12 protein-coding genes, 4 tRNA genes and 1 pseudogene are annotated in these 14,108 nt (G+C 48.2%); 7 read left to right on the top strand and 10 right to left on the bottom strand.

Annotated elements, in window-relative coordinates:
* Positions 1 to 154 precede the first annotated feature (154 nt).
* Entirely contained in the window at positions 155 to 340 is a 186-nt protein-coding gene (locus NL324_RS01300) for a hypothetical protein (RefSeq protein WP_253306014.1), read from the top strand.
* A gap of 240 nt (positions 341 to 580) precedes the next feature.
* Here the strand turns inward: NL324_RS01300 and prmA are convergent, their stop codons facing one another.
* Both prmA and NL324_RS01310 read right to left on the bottom strand, forming a co-directional pair.
* On the bottom strand, positions 581 to 1,468 hold the full coding sequence (gene prmA / locus NL324_RS01305) for a 50S ribosomal protein L11 methyltransferase (protein WP_253306015.1): 888 nt from the start codon (positions 1,466 to 1,468) through the stop codon (positions 581 to 583).
* A gap of 671 nt (positions 1,469 to 2,139) precedes the next feature.
* Positions 2,140 to 3,594 (bottom strand): DASS family sodium-coupled anion symporter, encoded by a 1,455-nt coding sequence (locus tag NL324_RS01310; protein WP_253306016.1) that lies wholly within the window; start codon positions 3,592 to 3,594, stop codon positions 2,140 to 2,142.
* Positions 3,595 to 3,766: 172 nt separating this feature from the next.
* On the opposite strand from NL324_RS01310, the gene wzxE reads away from it, so the two are divergent.
* The 5 genes from wzxE (at position 3,767) to NL324_RS01335 (ending at position 5,566) form a co-directional block, all read left to right on the top strand.
* On the top strand, positions 3,767 to 5,089 hold the full coding sequence (wzxE, locus tag NL324_RS01315) for a lipid III flippase WzxE (protein ID WP_253306017.1): 1,323 nt from the start codon (positions 3,767 to 3,769) through the stop codon (positions 5,087 to 5,089).
* Between the two features lie 100 nt (positions 5,090 to 5,189).
* A tRNA-Arg gene (locus NL324_RS01320) sits at positions 5,190 to 5,266 on the top strand.
* A 19-nt stretch (positions 5,267 to 5,285) separates the two neighbouring features.
* Positions 5,286 to 5,361 (top strand) — tRNA-His (locus tag NL324_RS01325).
* A 30-nt stretch (positions 5,362 to 5,391) separates the two neighbouring features.
* A tRNA-Leu gene (locus tag NL324_RS01330) sits at positions 5,392 to 5,478 on the top strand.
* Between the two features lie 11 nt (positions 5,479 to 5,489).
* Positions 5,490 to 5,566 (top strand) — tRNA-Pro (locus tag NL324_RS01335).
* 200 nt (positions 5,567 to 5,766) lie between these two features.
* On the opposite strand, the gene NL324_RS01340 is transcribed toward NL324_RS01335, so the two are convergent.
* The 5 genes from NL324_RS01340 to NL324_RS01360 all read right to left on the bottom strand — a co-directional run bounded on the left by NL324_RS01340 (position 5,767) and on the right by NL324_RS01360 (position 10,865).
* Entirely contained in the window at positions 5,767 to 7,161 is a 1,395-nt protein-coding gene (locus NL324_RS01340) for a DUF4153 domain-containing protein (RefSeq protein WP_253306018.1), read from the bottom strand.
* A 90-nt stretch (positions 7,162 to 7,251) separates the two neighbouring features.
* Entirely contained in the window at positions 7,252 to 8,895 is a 1,644-nt protein-coding gene (ubiB, locus tag NL324_RS01345) for a ubiquinone biosynthesis regulatory protein kinase UbiB (RefSeq protein ID WP_253306019.1), read from the bottom strand.
* Complete coding sequence (locus tag NL324_RS01350) at positions 8,882 to 9,523, bottom strand: ubiquinone biosynthesis accessory factor UbiJ (protein WP_253306020.1); 642 nt, start codon at positions 9,521 to 9,523, stop codon at positions 8,882 to 8,884. Before NL324_RS01350 ends, ubiB begins: the two co-directional genes overlap by 14 nt.
* Positions 9,524 to 9,538: 15 nt before the next feature.
* Positions 9,539 to 10,294, bottom strand: coding sequence for a bifunctional demethylmenaquinone methyltransferase/2-methoxy-6-polyprenyl-1,4-benzoquinol methylase UbiE (gene ubiE / locus NL324_RS01355; protein WP_253306021.1), 756 nt, complete (start codon positions 10,292 to 10,294; stop codon positions 9,539 to 9,541).
* Positions 10,287 to 10,865 (bottom strand): chorismate lyase, encoded by a 579-nt coding sequence (locus NL324_RS01360; RefSeq protein ID WP_253306022.1) that lies wholly within the window; start codon positions 10,863 to 10,865, stop codon positions 10,287 to 10,289. The genes ubiE and NL324_RS01360 overlap by 8 nt, the downstream gene beginning before the upstream one ends.
* Positions 10,866 to 11,043: 178 nt before the next feature.
* Here NL324_RS01360 and nadC point away from each other — a divergent pair, with 178 nt between their 5' ends.
* A complete protein-coding gene (nadC, locus tag NL324_RS01365) occupies positions 11,044 to 11,937 on the top strand; it encodes a carboxylating nicotinate-nucleotide diphosphorylase (RefSeq protein WP_253306023.1) in 894 nt (297 codons plus the stop codon).
* Between the two features lie 153 nt (positions 11,938 to 12,090).
* Here the strand turns inward: nadC and NL324_RS01370 are convergent.
* The 3 genes and pseudogenes from NL324_RS01370 to NL324_RS01385 all read right to left on the bottom strand — a co-directional run bounded on the left by NL324_RS01370 (position 12,091) and on the right by NL324_RS01385 (position 14,105).
* Positions 12,091 to 13,256: pseudogene (locus NL324_RS01370) on the bottom strand (IS3 family transposase).
* 27 nt (positions 13,257 to 13,283) lie between these two features.
* Positions 13,284 to 13,502, bottom strand: a complete 219-nt coding sequence (locus NL324_RS01380; RefSeq protein WP_253306024.1) for a hypothetical protein — start codon at positions 13,500 to 13,502, stop codon at positions 13,284 to 13,286.
* A gap of 90 nt (positions 13,503 to 13,592) precedes the next feature.
* Positions 13,593 to 14,105 carry a hypothetical protein gene (locus NL324_RS01385; RefSeq protein WP_253306025.1) on the bottom strand — a complete coding sequence of 171 codons (513 nt, stop codon included), beginning with the start codon at positions 14,103 to 14,105 and terminating at the stop codon, positions 13,593 to 13,595.
* Positions 14,106 to 14,108: the final 3 nt, after the last annotated feature.

Genomic DNA, 14,108 nt, shown 5'->3' on the forward strand with positions numbered 1-14,108 from the left:
AAAAAGTAACAAAAAATTATACGCTTTGTTCCTCTTCGTTGTGTCCGTTAAAGGGTAGCAAGATCAGTCGTTATCTAATGCCTGACAGTAACTACCAGAGACCTTGCTTCTTCCCAGCAAGGGTAAAGAGCGTAAACAGTACCCTGACGACTCTATGATGACGCCATATGACAAATTTAAATCACTGTCGAATGCGGTAAACTATCTCAAACCAGGCGTTTCTTTAGCGGCTCTGGATAAGTTAGCGATGAGTATCAATGATAGGCAGGCTTCTCAGCAACTTCAGCAGGCTAAAAGAACATTATTTAAACAAATCCATGAGCAAAGGCAGGCCAGCTGACACTAACACCCTTCAGACTCATTTGAGGATTGGAATACACTCCACTACCAATTTTTTCCCCATTCGTGTTGAATTTAAATAAAATATTTTTTCTGCTGTTTTAAGGGTTTTTTCATGGTAAGTTCACCCCATACGAGTTGATTATATCAAAAAATTTTTAGTGATGGTCAACAGAACAACCACCAATACGCCTTATTTTTCAGAGAATAAGCCCTCGTGGACTGTATTAAACGGCCCTGATCACATCAGAGACACGGCGCTCAGACAGCACCACTCCTCCCGCTGTTGGATAGGATCGAAGGTAAAGTGGTAGGGTGTATAGGCAGCCAGCACCGCTTCGACTTGATCGATGAGAATGCCTGAGAGTACCAAATGGCCTCCGGGCCGCACCAGGCCAGCGATCTGCGGAGCCAGCTGTTTGAGGGGCTCGGCCAAAATATTGGCTAGCACCACATCAGCTGAGAACTCCGCCGGTGGCACCTCTGCAGTCAGCAGCAGCAAGCGATCGGCTACCCCGTTGCGTTGGGCATTATCGCGACTCGCTTGCAGTGCTTGTGGCTCCTGGTCGATCCCGAGTGCACTGAGGGCGCCTAACTTCAGTGCAGCAATGGCTAAAATCCCGGAGCCACAACCAAAGTCCACCACCCGTTTGCCTTTGAGTGGGTGTGTGGCCAACCACGTCAAACAGAGCGCAGTAGTCGGGTGACTGCCAGTGCCAAAAGCAAGCCCTGGATCGAGCAGTACCGTGATGGCCGCCGGATCGGCTACGGTCTGCCAACTGGGAGAGATCCATAACCGTTCTCCGAATCGCTGTGGAGTCCAATGGGCTAAGGCTTCTCGCTCCCAGGCTCTATCGTCTACACGCTCCACCAGCGGATGGAGTCGTTGCCCTGGAGCTAGGGCGGCTTCTAGGGCAGCAACCACCACGGTCAAGTCGCTCCCTTCAGGATAGAGGGCTACCAGCTCAGTGTGTCCCCATAAACGGGTCTCCCCCGGGAGTGGTTCAAACACTGGGGTATCTTGAGCGTCCTGCCAGGTAACGGCCGCCGCCCCCTGCGCTAAACAGGCTTCACCTGCCGCCGCCGCTTGGCCTGCGGTCACGCCTAATTTTAACTGGATCCAAGCCATGCATGCCTCATAATGATAGGACTTTTCACGAATTTTTTAAAACGTCTTTGACAGCATCACTCATCTAATAACCATAATAGGAGTAAGATATGGCTGGTGATCACGGCAGTGTACCAAGGTTGAATCATCATCGTAGTCATTATTGACACCTCCCCCACAGAATTTTTTAAAAAGCAGTACTACGTTGCCTTAAGAAGTGGTTACTGAACAACCGTTCTGGATTCCTCAAAAAAGATACCTTCTGTAACAGATTTTGGAATAGATTGCTGGGTAGCCCACAGTGCATTAAGCATGTTGAATCTTTTACCCTAGACTAGCGGCCATTATTTTATTGACTGAAATTATCAACGGTAGGATCCTACGATAGGTTCTCAATGCACAGCTGCCTATTCAGAAAAAAACCTGAATAAGCTTCATAGCACACGCCTGGTAGGCATAATAGTCGAATGAATGTGAAGCAGTGCCTAATCGCTCTCAAAGCGCGACAGGACATTAGAGGGGGTAGTAGTGGTAGCGCCCAACAGGGGCCAATCACTGTTCTGGTCTAATTTGCAGGTTCCGATTATAGGATACAAATTGACTGCATAACCGCCGCCGCGGTCTTGTTCTGGACCAGAACACATCGACCTAATCTAGCAGCTAGGTCGATGTGGGTTATCTATGACGCTAGATTAATAGTAACCGAGAAATTTCCACCATAATAAGCCGATGGTCATGAAGATAACTTGATGGATCACACTCACAATAAATCCAACACGCCACCAGATCCCGGTTGGAACAAAGCCTGAACCAAACAAGATCGGCCCTCTAGCGCTGGCATATTGCGTGATAGAACAGAACAATCCGCTGGAAAAAGCGAGCATTAAAGCGGCCGGTAGCGCCGGGATGCCTAACTGAACACCCATCATCAAAAAGACGGAGTAGAGTGCTGCGATCTGCGCATTGCCGCTGGCAAAAAAGTAATGGATATAAAAATAAGCGGTGTTCAGGACCAATAGCACCCAGAGCCAGTGCACGCCAACCATCCAGCTTCCAATCGTGCTACCAATGTGATGACCTAGCCAGGTCGTAAACCCTAGTGTCTTGATCATATTGGCCATCATTAATAGTGCCGAAAACCAGATTAAGGTGTCCCAAGCCCCTTTTTCACTCTTCACCTCCTCCCAGGTGAGTACCCCACTGAGTAGAAGCATGGAGAGACCAATACAAGCGGTTTGCGTGGCATCAATCCCTAGGCGGCCGCCAAAAATCCACAACCCTAATAACACAACAAAGGTGCCTAACATCAACCCTTCACCACGTCTGATGGAGCCCATTTGCTGCAGTTCAGCTCGTGCCAGAGCTGGCGCGTTAGGGGTCTGCTTGATCTCAGGATTGGTCAGCCAATATACCACCAAGGGGATCAGCAAGAGGCAGATCAGACAGGGCACACTGGCTGCTACCACCCACTTACCCCAACTCAGATCGACCCCAGCATCACCAGCCAATTTCACCGCAATTAAATTACCGGCATAAGCTGTCATAAACAAAGTAGAGGTAATGTCATTCACATTACTCACACAAAGAATTAAAAATGTTCCTATTTTGTTACGAGAAGCATCTTCTGGATTAGAGTCAAAGTTGCGTGCTAAAGCCGACGCAATAGGATAAATCACCCCACCGCAGCGAGCCACATTACTAGGCATAGCGGGCGCTAAAATGAAATCAGTGGCTGCTAGACTATAGGCTAGACCCAAAGTGCGTTTCCCAAACAGACTGACTAACAGCAGGGCAATTCGTCGTCCTAATCCGGTCTTAATAAAACCTCGGGCAATCAAAAAGGCAACGACTACTAGCCATAACAGCGGGCTTTTAAACTCACCCAATGCAGTTTCCACTGCTGCCGTTGACGACGCACCGCCTGCGGCATTGGTGAGGGCAAATATCGTAATGCCAATAAAGCCAATCGCCCCTAAAGGTAACACCTTTAGCACAATGGCAACGATAGTCGCCATGAAAATAATGGCCGAGTGCCATGCGGGGAGACTCAAGCCTTGAGGGGGTGCTATATGCCAGAAGAGCAGGCTCGTAGCCACTAGCAGCAACAACCCCAGCCAGGAAGTTTTTTCAGTGTGATGTTTAGCCATTGAATCCTCTCAAAGATAGTCATCTAACCAATAGCTTGCCCATCAGCCCGCTATGAAACTTTTGAGAATTTTTAACAATCTTTAATGCTACAATAGAAGCCGCTGGTTTGCGTGGTCTGCCGTTATGTTGATGACAACAGTAGAATCGAGATTATAGGTGTTTTATACAATAATGACCTCTTTTTCTTCACTTTCTCCCTCTCCCTCTTCCTCTTCCTCTCCTAACCAGTCATTAATCAAAATATTAGGTTGGAGTGCTCTCTCTACGGCAGTCAAATTTGGCCAAGGGGTTGTGGTTCTCAAACTATTAGCCGTTCAATTAGGACCTGAAGGGCTTGGGCGTGTCAGTAATATTATGTTCCTATCGTGGGCACTCGATCTGCTCTCGGGGTTGGCAATCTTTAACGGCATCAATAAGTATGTTGCAGAATTTCGTGATGATCCACAACGGCTACAATCACTATTAGGCACAGCATCCGCTATGATTCTGAGTGTTTCCACGGTGGTGGCGTTGGTATTGCTAATAGCGACACGACGCGTCAGCCACTGGTTAGGTGCTCCAGGAGAGTATCTCTGGCTGATCAAAAGCATTGCCATTATCCAATTTGCTATTGCTGGAGCTAATCTGCTGCCTGCCATGCTAAAAGGGGCAGGTGATGCCACCGGTAGTTCGTTATCAGCCATGGGAGGATACCTACTAGGCCTCATCGCTTTCTGGTTAGCTATCCAGCATTTTGGTTATCGAGGGGCTCAATTGGGCTTAGCCCTCATGCCTGCCTGGTCACTCATCCCCACGAGTATTATTTTTTACCGACGTATCCGCCTCCCGATACAGTGGCTCAAACCAACCTGGAACCCGCCATTAGCCAGATCTTTGCTTAGATTTAGCGTCATGACCTTTACCAGCACGCTCCTAGGCTGGAAGAGTTTTTGTATGGTCAGGGACCTTCTAACCAATTATGACGGCTGGGTAGAAGTAGGCCTCTGGGAGGCCATGCATAAATTTTCAGAAAATTATGTTCAAATAGTCACCACTTTCTTATCCGTCTACCTGCTGCCTCTTCTGTCGTATACACAGCACAAGCCAGCGATTGTGCGGACCATTGTCCGGACATTACGCTTTATTCTGCCGATAGCGGTAGGGAGCGGTTTACTCCTGTGGGTGCTACGGGATGGGTTAATTCGACAGCAATTCTCCCCCGAATTCGGCGCTTTGCGTGATCTCTGTATCTGGCAGCTCAGTGCGGATGTCTTCAGGATTGGTTCAGCGGTCTTTAGGAGTTTTATTTTAAGTAAAGCATTGTTGCCTTTCTACCTCCTCTCAGAACTGATCCTCTTTCTCCTGACTCTCATTTTTTCTCATCAATTCGTTCCTACTCAGGGTGTACTAGGGGCGTTGCAAGCCCATTTGGCTACCCACTCGATCTACTTTATTCTCTGTTTATCGGTTGGGGCTTACTATGCTCGGAGGATTCGGCTGAAAGATTTAGTTTGAAAATAGACGTAGGCCATTTGATTTTTTCAGACTTTCCAGGTATCTTGCAACACCTCGCTAGGCAACTGTATTGTCGCCTAACGACGAGAGTAGCATCTGTGCGCCCGTAGCTCAGCTGGATAGAGCGCTGCCCTCCGGAGGCAGAGGTCACAGGTTCGAATCCTGTCGGGCGCACCAACGTTGATAACTGTTTATGGTGGCTATAGCTCAGTTGGTAGAGCCCCGGATTGTGATTCCGGTTGTCGTGGGTTCGAGTCCCATTAGCCACCCCATGTTTTGACTGATAGCCCCTATCAGTTTGTGCGAAGGTGGCGGAATTGGTAGACGCGCTAGCTTCAGGTGTTAGTGTCCTCTAGGATGTGAGGGTTCGAGTCCCTCTCTTCGCACCACAATTTACACTCGGTGAGTAGCGCAGCTTGGTAGCGCATCTGGTTTGGGACCAGAGGGTCGGAGGTTCGAATCCCTCCTCACCGACCATTTTTTTCTTTGACCTCAGTGGCTTCTTGCTATCTACTTTCGCCTTTCTCACTCATTTCAGAACCTGATGCTTTAGATCACTACACCGATCTATCCCTATCTGTCATGAATGGTACTGATCATGACAGGAATAGTTCGTATCAAAATAAGCAGTATTAGTTGTATCCAGGGTCTCTAGCAAACAACAGCAGCGGCATGAACTAGCCTTCTGCCCGCTTAGGGTCAACAGGGATCTCTACTCCGATGGCTTGCATTATCATTTTTTCTCGGGATCTTCTTGCTTTTTGTTTGATCTGAGCAATTTGATCGGGGGTAAGCCAGGGTTGGAGACAATCTATTTTTTCTCTATTCACGAGATAAGTGATTATCGAACTGATATTTCGGTAATCTGTCAGTGTCAACTGCTGTTGGGGTTTCTGTAATTTTCCCGCTATCAATATCTGATTTTTCTCTAAAATTATGGCCAGTCGATGATGTTGGCTAGCGGTCGAAATATTAACAGCCCTCCAAGGACCCAAAGAGGCTGTGAACAATAAAATGGGCAGGCTTAACAATACGTATTTAGGAACTTCATCAGCTTTTCTTAAAAGTGAAACGCCTGTTGAAAATATTAACCAAATCAAAAGTAAGAGACAAAAATAACGGGGTTCTGTGATGCCATAGCGATAAATACGAGTCCCCAGTGCCACAGAAAATGCCAACAGGTGGAGAGGTAACAACTTAAAAAAATGCCTTCCAAATGCACCAATTATACTTTGATGATGGTGTATAGGATAACTCAACAAGTAGGTGATAATGCCTAGACAACCAAATATAGAGGTTAACAAAATAATACGATTTTTTAGAAGATTATAAGTGAAAGTGGCTTTTAACAGATAAACCCATATGATTACTGTGTAAATCAATAACATTGGTGCTATGAGGTAATTTAAAATAGTGTTAATGTATTTTAACTCGCAATGATCTAGGTTATCGATTTTTTTTGGAATACCTGACATAAATACAATATGAAAAATAGTTGTAAAAGTAATACAACGAATATCTACGAACAGATTGTCATAAAAAACAAAGTCAAAAAGCTGTTCAATGCTTTTCAGTATAAAGAACAGACACAGGTATAAAACGCTGGAGCTCAATATCGAAAAGCAGAGATGTGAGCAGAGCTTATAAATAAAGTTCCAGCTTTGTAAGCTAAAGCTGGGTTTATAAAAACAGGGGGTTGCTACTAGGCTAAAAAAAAGCCCTGTTACTAAAAATCCTGAGGTACAAATTAGTTCAATTGACGTAGGACGTGTATAGAGGTACCACGCTATCGTAGAGAACAAAGTAGTTCCCAAAAAATAGACACTGTTTAACGATTCTTTGCGATATTCCATAAACAGTTTTAAAACAATAAAAAACAAAAAACCAAATAATAGAATATGACAATATTTACCAAAATTCTGTATCACGCTGTGTGGTAACCAAAAACGGCTGCTATCGAAACAATACAAACAAAAGTAACAGATTAAGAGACTAAAAATGGTTGGCAAAGGAAAGCGCTGCAGGGTTTTTAGTGTGTTTTGATAAACCATAGTGATATTTTTTATTAACATCTATTTAATCTCCAGCGAGCTTGAGGATAGTGATTCCTTTCAAAGGTTACTGTTGAAAACAGGGGATACACCTCCCTTTGATTTAGAGGATTACACTCCCCTAGTCAATACATGAAGCATGAACCCACTGATCAGCCAAGCGGCTACTCCAATAATCGCTGGGTAGACCCAATAAGCGATCTGAGCCGCCAGCAGCAGCGCGGCACAGAGCAGCAGGGTCGTTCCCAGTTGAGACCAGTAGCGTGCCACCCTATCACGCTGTCGGTGCTGAGCGGCCGCTGATTGCTGTAGGAGTTGACGCTGTAGGCACTGCTGTTGCTGTAGGGTCTCATGCAGCAGTCCAGGCAGCTGTGGTAGCTGATCTAACCAGAGCGGTGCTTTCTCCTTGAGGCGACGCCAGCAGGCAGACCAACCCATCTGATCACGCATCCAGGACTCTAAAAAGGGTTTTGCTGTGGTCCAGAGATCCAGCTGAGGATAGAGTTGTCGGCCTAGTCCCTCGACATAGAGCAGCGTCTTCTGCAGCAGTAGCAGCTGAGGTTGGATCGGCATATTAAATCGTTGTGCGGTGCTAAACAGTGACAGTAACACCTGACCAAAAGAGATCTCCCCCAGTGGTTTTTGAAAAATCGGTTCGCAAATCGTTCGGATAGCCGCTTCAAAGGCTTCGATATTGGTTTCACGAGGGACCCAGCCAGCGGTAACATGCAACGTAGCGACTTGACGGTAATCTCGATTAAAAAAGGCTAGAAAGTTGCTGGCCAGGTAGTGTTGATCTTGGCGGCTGAGAGAGCCCACAATGCCATAATCTACCCCAATATACTGGGGATCATGCGGGTGCTCATAGCTGACAAAAATATTACCGGGATGCATATCAGCATGAAACAGGCTGTCACGGAAGACTTGGGTGAAGAAGATCTCTACCCCCCGCTCTGCTAGCCGCTGCAGATCGATACCTTGGGCTTGCAGCTTGGGAATATCCGAGATGGGAATGCCGTGAATACGTTCCATCACCAATAGCCCCTCTCGGCAGTAATCCACAAAGACTTCTGGTATATAGAGCAGAGGGCTATTGGTAAAATTGCGGCGTAATTGGATAGCATTCGCCGCTTCCCGTAGCAAATTCAGCTCATCCAACAACGTTTTTTCATACTCCTGGACCACCTCCAGCGGTCGTAGACGCTGACCGTCCGGCCACCAGCACTGAATGAAGCGTGCTAACCCATACAGCAGCCGAATATCCGCTAGTAACAGCGCCCGCACCCCCGGTCTAATCACCTTTAAAACCACTGCACGTCCAGGGACTTTTAAATACGCAGTATGGACTTGCGCCACAGAAGCGCAAGCGAGCGGCTGCTCATCAAAGTGATCAAACCACTGCGTTAATGGTCCTCCCAGCAGCTGTTCAATCGTTGCCTGCGCGATGGTCGCATCAAAGGGGGGGACTTGATCTTGCAGCAGTGCTAATTGATCAGCGACCGCAACCGGCAACAGATCACGGCGTGTCGAGAGCATCTGACCCAACTTAATCCAAATAGGACCGAGTTCCTGCAGCGCTAAACGTAAGCGCACACCTAGGGGGTGATGTCGATAAGCGCGATCGCGGAACCAGAACAGCCGACCGGCCAAGTAAAGTGGCAGCTTGAGGGTGTACAACGGGATCAACGTCACCAGTTCGTAGCGTATTAACAGGCGCGCAATCTGGTAGAGACGCCGAAGATCACTCAGTCTCATGAGCGGTACAGATTAAGGCAGTGACTGGAGGTAGGGGTAAAGCCTGTAACCGGTTGGCTAGTCGCTGGGTCTCTGCTTGTAACTGGGCGATCGCCTGGAAAAAAGGGACCGCCTCTGCACGACTAGGCAGCAAGCGCCACACTTCAACGAGCAGTTCACGTAACCAGTCTCGCCGCTGCTGAGCCTGCTGTTGTACTAATCGCTGTGTGCGCCGAATGCGTCGCACCACGGCATGAGCCACGACATCACCCACCGAACGCGACAACTGCTCTTCTAGATCCCAGTCGATCAGCGTGAACCAACTGACTAAGCGTTGTAACAGTATTAAGTCGCCTTCAATATCCAGTTGACCAGCACGGATTAACGGAATCAGTTGATTGGGATCACGCAGTTTGAGTAGCGCCGATAAGCGGGCAGTGATCCGACAATCGAAAGGGTGATCACCGTTAGCCACCACAACGAAGGCTTGCTCTTGGATCTGTAGCGTTAGGGGGGTAGCCAGCTCGGATAGCTTGCATTGCACCCTGATGCCAGCTAAACGGCTGAGCTGTGATCTGGTATCAATATTGTTTGATAAGAGAATATTAAGGAGTTTCCCTACTGCCGCGGCGACTAATGAAGCACTCACGGTGATCCGCGCTCCTTAAACTCGATAGCCACGATGTAGTGCCACAATGCCGCCCGTTAAATTATGGTGGCTGATCTGTTCAAATCCCGCCTGTTGTAACAGCAGGGTGAGCTGGTGTTGATCGGGGTGCCGGCGGATCGACTCGACCAAATAGCGGTATCCTTCGCGGTTATTAGCGACCCACTGCCCTAAGCACGGTAGCAGCGCAAAAGAGTAGCGATCATAAACGCACTGCAGCCAAGGGTAGATCGGCTTGGAAAACTCTAATACCAGTAGCCGTCCTCCTGGTTTGAGCACCCGCCACATGGCCGACAAAGCTTGTGTTTTATTGGTGACATTGCGTAGGCCAAAGGCGATAGTCACACAATCAAAATAGCGATCGGGAAAGGGTAAGGCTTCAGCATCCGCTTGCACGTAATGAACATTCCCCAGAATCCCCCGGTCGCGCAGCTTGTCACGCCCAACTTTGAGCATCATTAAATTGATATCCGCTAAAATAACCTGGCCTGTCGCTCCCACCAGGGGGGCTAACTGCAAGGCCAAATCACCGGTACCCCCGGCCAAATCCAGCACCCGCTGCCCGACACTGAGGCCGCTACAGTCGACTGCAAAGCGCTTCCAACGACGGTGTAGTCCCAATGACATCAGATCATTCATCACATCGTATCGGTTAGCCACGGCACTAAAAATCTGTGCCACCCGGGCGGTTTTTTCCTCAGGGGAGACCGTTTGAAAACCAAAATCGGTCTTCGAAGGTGGTGGATTACTCATGGGTTTCTTGATAGATCGGGCAGGCTGGCAAGAACAGATCGGTGACGAACAGTGAGCCTTGTGGCAGCATTAAGCGTGAACGCCTGGCCCACCAGGGTTGCCTGGGGGGAGCGGCCACTCTAGTCACTAGTACCAGCGGCGGTGTAACGACTGCCACCTCAATGTCCGATCGTTGTGGTGGCACCGGTAGGTTAAATAGTCGCTCCCCTAATGGGGTGGTTCCCAAGGTCGTCAATCCTAATTCCGCGTGCTCCAGCAGGGGTTGCGGGATGAGCGTGCGGCCGTAGAGCCAAGGCATCCCATCAGCAATCATCAAGACTTCACGTAGCCAGACTACATCAACCGACCGTGGCAGCACCAAAGCCTCAGCACCTAAGTCGCGGCTGGCCACCCTCCCTTCAAAACAGCATTCAATCTGCAGACAACGGCTCCGTTGTTTAAATTTAGCGGTGGTCGAACGCATATCGTGTAGCCAGCCGGCCACGGATGCTGGCAACACAGCCAAGGAGTGGGTAAACCAGTCGCATTGCGGCAGTAGGGGAGTGGAGCGTGCTGGCTGTCGATCGGTCATGCGGTCTCCTACTGAGCAGTGACTAAAAGGGTATTGGACATTCTAATGGTTTATGCCTGCGGATAACAGCAGGCAGTGGCCAATCCTGGGCTGTTCGGGTGGGCATCGCCCCTCCATCGGATAAAAAAGTGTGTTACGCTATCGACTGATCTGAATCTCTTACCAAGAGCCCTACCGCATGTCAACGATCAGCGAACTAACCCGAGCTCGGCGTACGCGACTGCAACAACAGCTGCAACACGATCAAGGGGTGCTGGTACGCTTAGCCTTACGTGAAGATTTAGGGGGTAGCCTCGAGGCAGCGGCTGATCTCACCGCACAGTTGATCCCAGCGACACAATCGGCCACTGCACTGATTAAAACCCGTGAGGCTGGAGTTTTTTGTGGGCGGGCTTGGGTCGAGACGCTATTCACTGAATTAGATCCCCAAGTCACGCTGGAGTGGCAGGTTGCAGAGGGCGAGCCGTTAGTCGCCGAGCAATCCCTCTGTTACCTCAAGGGCAGCGCCCGCAGCCTGCTCACTGCTGAACGAACCGCGCTCAATTTTCTGCAAACCCTCTGTGGCGTCGCCACACAAGTACAGCGCTACGTGGCCCAACTCGCAGGGACCCCTACCCGCTTATTAGATACCCGAAAAACAGTACCGGGGTGGCGGAGTGCCCTGAAATATGCGGTACTGTGTGGTGGTGGTAATAACCACCGTTTAGGGTTAGCCGATGCTTTTCTGATCAAAGAGAACCATATTATGGCTGCTGGCTCAATTGCCCAGGCGCTCCAGCAGGCACGGCAGATCGATGCAACGGCTTTCCTCGAAGTAGAGGTAGAAACACTAGAGGAGCTTCAGCAAGCGTTAGCCGCTCAAGCCCCCGGGATTATGCTCGATAACTTCCCACTACCCTGGGTGCGGGAGGCGGTACAGCTCACGGCAGGACGCGCACTCCTTGAAGTCTCCGGCAACCTCACCTTAGAGACGATCCGGGACTACGCTGTGTGTGGGGTGGATTTTATCTCGGTTGGCGCGCTCACCAAACATATCCATGCGCTCGATCTCTCCATGCGCTTTATTGGATAGTGGCTACCAGGATACCCAGGGTGGTTCGTAAGAAGAGAGACTATAGAAGGTCAGACTTCACGTGACCGTTATGAGGGCTGCTTCTTTTTTCTACAGGCCATCGCGGCTAACTGTGATCTTGCCACCTTTTTTTAGACACAGAGAAGAGAAACCTTAAGCGACCTGGGATAACCAATTTTTTTCAAAATTTACAGGAGACAGATAGCCTAGCGTTGAGTGCCGTCTCTGTCGGTTATAAAACACTTCTACGTATTCAAAAATGCTCAATTTGGCTTGTTCTCTGCTCTCAAAACGTTCAAAGTGGGTGTGCTCTGTTTTTAAGGTATGGAAAAAACTCTCTGCTACTGCATTGTCATAACAATTGCCCGTACTACTCATGCTAAGCGTTATCTGGTGATGCGCCGATACAGCCTTGAATCCTTTGCTGGTATACTGGCTGCCTCGGTCGGAGTGGTGGATGAGACCTGCAGCAGGCTTCCTCCGTGTTATTGCCTGGCGTAATGCTGCGGCTACTAACTCGGTGGTCATGTGAGCTTGCATATCCATCCCCACGATACTACGAGAGAACAGGTCCAGTACGATAGCAACATACAACCATCCCTCTTGGGTCGGAATATAGGTAATATCTGCTGCCCAGTATTGATCAGGGCGAGTGGCTGTGAACTTCTGCTTGAGTAAATTAGGCGCCACTGCGGCCTTTGGATCGACTATTGTGGTTACCTTAAATCGTTTTTTCATCTTAGCCGCAATATGGGCTGCTTTCATTAGCCGACAAACCCGTTTGCGTGAACAGCGCTCACCTCTAGCTCGTAACTCAGCATGGATACGTGGGCTACCGTAAATTTGGTTGCTTATGGTATAAACCTCTTTAATTTCAGATATTAAACGCTCATCCTCACAATAGCGCTTGGATGGCTCAGCCTTGATAAACTGATAATAGCCACTGCGGGATACACCTAACACGTTGGACATCCTCTCTACGCTGAATTCCCCAGCATGCTTTTGCATAAACTGGTATTTTACTTGCGGGCCACTGAGAAGATGCCCAAGGCTTTTTTTAGGATATCCCTCTCTTCGCGTGCTATCGCCAATTCTTTCCGCAATTGACTGAGCTCAGCATCAGACGCTTTCAGGTATCCTTTGCCCGGGAAAGCCTCTGCACCATCCTTGTTATGCTGATGGACCCACCCTGCCAATGTACTCTTGGGAACTCCCAATTCCTCGCTCAATTGACAGAGCGTTTTACCAGTGCTGTGATACAGCTTTACCGCATTCAGCTTGAATTCCTTATCATAGCTCCTTGATTCCCCTTGATTCATAACTTCACCTCAAAAAGTAACAAAAAATTATACGCTTTGTTCCTCTTCGTTGTGTCCGTTAAAGGGTAGCAAGATCAGTAGGAGCTGACTAATCTCACTTAAGAGGGTGGAGTCCTGAAGATAAGCTATCGTACGGTCACCATGCCAAGGTATCGAGTTGCTTGGCGGGCTCTGTCCGATGGGGCTACTCCTAATCCCGGGAGCAGTCGCCCCACCGGCGTCCGGTATCGTGGTGTTTAACATCATAGCTCTCCTTGCATTCTAGCAATGCTAAGATGCTACTAATAACTGCCCAGTCATTTCAAGCTCTCTATGACCTCCTCAGGTCATAGATTGTCAGGCTAACACTAAGGGGATAGCCTTGAGCGCTTTTAATATATTCACTATTTCATCATCTGATTTTTTTTCTATTTTGGGATTGGTTTTAAAAACAAGAAAAGCGGCATCTAGCTGATTAATAGGGCGTGCTTCCTGGGCAATCGGGGCAATCGCTTCTAAAATAACTTTACGTTTTTTATTATCCATGTTATACAATGAAACGTCCACATGATGAATAACGTTATCAATCAATTCTATAAATTCTTTATCTAAATTACCTTTATTTTTAACTACTTCTAGTTTGTGTTTTACTTCAGGCAATTGACCTCTGACAATATCGCTGACTACATAATCACACGCTAGGTTAGTTAAAAATAATTTTGGATCAGTGTCTATAGTCCCAGACGCTATTTTTTGACAATGGTGGTTAAAATCAGCTACTCTGATGCAGTCGAAATTTTTTTGATGAAAAAAGTATCTAGCGTCTGGTTGATAGACTAGTTTTTTAATCCGTTGTGGATCATTGAACAAAAC

It is taken from the genome of unidentified bacterial endosymbiont (assembly GCF_918320885.1).
Lineage (GTDB): Bacteria > Pseudomonadota > Gammaproteobacteria > Enterobacterales.

Bases quoted from the DNA above. Each gene is read 5' to 3' on its own strand.
- NL324_RS01300 (WP_253306014.1), top strand. From the start codon at position 155: ATGATGACGCCATATGACAAATTTAAATCACTGTCGAATGCGGTAAAC.
- prmA (WP_253306015.1), bottom strand. From the start codon at position 1,468: ATGGCTTGGATCCAGTTAAAATTAGGCGTGACCGCAGGCCAAGCGGCG.
- NL324_RS01310 (WP_253306016.1), bottom strand. From the start codon at position 3,594: ATGGCTAAACATCACACTGAAAAAACTTCCTGGCTGGGGTTGTTGCTG.
- wzxE (WP_253306017.1), top strand. From the start codon at position 3,767: ATGACCTCTTTTTCTTCACTTTCTCCCTCTCCCTCTTCCTCTTCCTCT.
- NL324_RS01340 (WP_253306018.1), bottom strand. From the start codon at position 7,161: ATGTTAATAAAAAATATCACTATGGTTTATCAAAACACACTAAAAACC.
- ubiB (WP_253306019.1), bottom strand. From the start codon at position 8,895: ATGAGACTGAGTGATCTTCGGCGTCTCTACCAGATTGCGCGCCTGTTA.
- ubiE (WP_253306021.1), bottom strand. From the start codon at position 10,294: ATGAGTAATCCACCACCTTCGAAGACCGATTTTGGTTTTCAAACGGTC.
- NL324_RS01360 (WP_253306022.1), bottom strand. From the start codon at position 10,865: ATGACCGATCGACAGCCAGCACGCTCCACTCCCCTACTGCCGCAATGC.
- nadC (WP_253306023.1), top strand. From the start codon at position 11,044: ATGTCAACGATCAGCGAACTAACCCGAGCTCGGCGTACGCGACTGCAA.
- NL324_RS01380 (WP_253306024.1), bottom strand. From the start codon at position 13,502: ATGATGTTAAACACCACGATACCGGACGCCGGTGGGGCGACTGCTCCC.